Origin of the sequence: Caballeronia arvi (genome assembly GCF_001544695.2) — a bacterium.
Lineage (GTDB): Bacteria > Pseudomonadota > Gammaproteobacteria > Burkholderiales > Burkholderiaceae > Caballeronia > Caballeronia arvi.
On sequence record NZ_FCOM02000192.1, the window covers coordinates 1 to 1,991 of the forward strand.

Genomic DNA, 1,991 nt, shown 5'->3' on the forward strand with positions numbered 1-1,991 from the left:
TCGTCCGCGCTCGCGTGGCATCCGTCTCGCAGGACGACGACGGCCTTGATCGCTTCGCCCCAGGTTTCGTCGGGCACGCCGATCACGCAGGCTTCATAGATTGCTGGGTGCTGATACAGCGCCTGTTCGACTTCCGTCGGATAGACGTTGAATCCGCCGGAGATGATCATTTCCTTTTTGCGGTCGACGATATAGATGTAACCGCGGTCATCAATGCGTGCGAGATCGCCGGTATGCAGGCGACCGTCGCGCAGCACGGCCCCGGTGAGCTCAGGCTCGCGCCAGTAGCCGGCGAACACGTCCGGTCCGCGCACGACGATTTCTCCGGTGTCGCCGGGCGGCAACGCGCGCCCCGCGTCATCAACGACAAGCACCTGTGATTCGCCGAACGGCCTGCCGCACGATGACAGCAGGTGCGTTTGACCCTGCTCGATAGCGAACCGGTGATCGTCCACGCTAAGCGTCACTAGACCACCCGTCGTCTCGCCGGCGCCGTAGCCTTGAGCGAGCACCGGGCCGAGCCGCTCCCACGCCTCGGCGATCAGCGCGGGCGCCGCGGGCGCGCCACCATACGACAGGTGACGCAACGAACGAAGATCATGCCCGGCGATGCCCGGATGCTTCACGAGCATGTTGATCATCGTGGGCACGAGAAATCCGGCGGTGGCGCGGTGCCTCGTGATCGACGCGAGATACGCATCGGGATCGAAGCGGTCGTGCAGCAGGATTGTGCCGCCCTGGCTCAGGAACGGTTGAACGAACATCCCGCTTGCATGCGTGATGGGGCCGGCCAGCACGAGCACGTCGCCCGGCTGTGCGCGCATGCGGCCCATCACGACCTTGCGCAGCGAGGCCATGCGATTCCCGACGGTCTGCATCGCTGCCTTGAGCTTGCCGGTCGATCCCGACGTAAAGTGCAGCACTGCGAGGTCCGATTCGTTCATCTCGACATCGGGATCGATCGACGAAGCGCGCTCGAGGAGCGTTTCATAAGTCGCGAAGCCGGCAGCGGCGGCATCGATCGCAACGAAGTGCTCAACATCGGGCAGTTGAGGGCGTAGCGTCTCGATCGCCTCGATGTGTGTGGGCCCCGCGATGACCACCCGCGCCTGGGCATTGCTTATGGTTTCCTGCACCTCCACCGTCGACAGACGCGCGTTCAACGCGACCTTCACGAGCCCTGCCTTGTACAGCGCGCATTCGAGCTCGATCAGCTCCGGGCGGTTCCACGACTGCACGGCGACCCGGTCCCCCTTGTGCAGTCCGAGACCGAGCAGCGCGTTGGCGAGACGATTCGAGCGGTCCTCTAGCGCCGCGAAGGTCAAGACCCGGTCCTTGAAGATGACGGCCGCGTGATCCGGCCAATAGCGCGCGCTGCGGCTGATGAAGCGCCCCTGGTTCATTGATGGCTCCCTTGGTTGACTGGGAACCCATGGTAGAGAGCGGCCGCCGGGCCGCCGATGATCGGCCGCGCGGAGTCGATAACGCAGCGGAATGAAGGTACGTGCGTCTCAGACGGGCGCGGCCTCGCGCAGCAATTCAACGAAGCGCTTCGTCAGCGGCGACAGATACCCGCCTCGTCGTGTCGATACGCCGATCGTTCTCGGCCATTGCGCGTCAGAGACAGGAAGTGCCCGCAAACGTCCCGCGAGCTGCCGAAGCGTGATATCGCCTGTGATCGAGAGCAGGTCCGAGTTCAAGAGCACACTGGAAAGCGCGCCAATGGTTGTATTCGTTTCGATGACTACGGACGGCGGAGGCAGGCCCGCTTCGGCAAAGCGGGCTTCGAGTCGCTTGCGCGCGTACACGTGGCTGCCCGGCAGCAGCCAGCCGGCGCGCGCGAGATCGGGCAGCCGCAGGCGCGGAGCGTCGAACATTGGATGACCTTCCCGGGCGACGACGTGCAGCGCATCGCTGAAGAGCGGTGTCTGTTCGAGATCGTCGCTGTTGCGATCGGAAAGCGCGCCGATGCACAGGTCGAGATCGCCCGC

At 64.7% G+C, this 1,991-nt stretch carries 2 protein-coding genes; both read right to left on the minus strand.

What is annotated here, in order from left to right:
* The coding region (locus AWB74_RS44175) for an AMP-binding protein (RefSeq protein WP_061152754.1) at window positions 1-1,403 on the minus strand (1,403 nt) is incomplete at its 3' end.
* A 108-nt stretch (window positions 1,404-1,511) separates the two neighbouring features.
* Window positions 1,512-1,991, minus strand: a 480-nt coding sequence (locus AWB74_RS44180; RefSeq protein ID WP_235024958.1) for a LysR substrate-binding domain-containing protein, incomplete at its 5' end; no start/stop codon positions are given.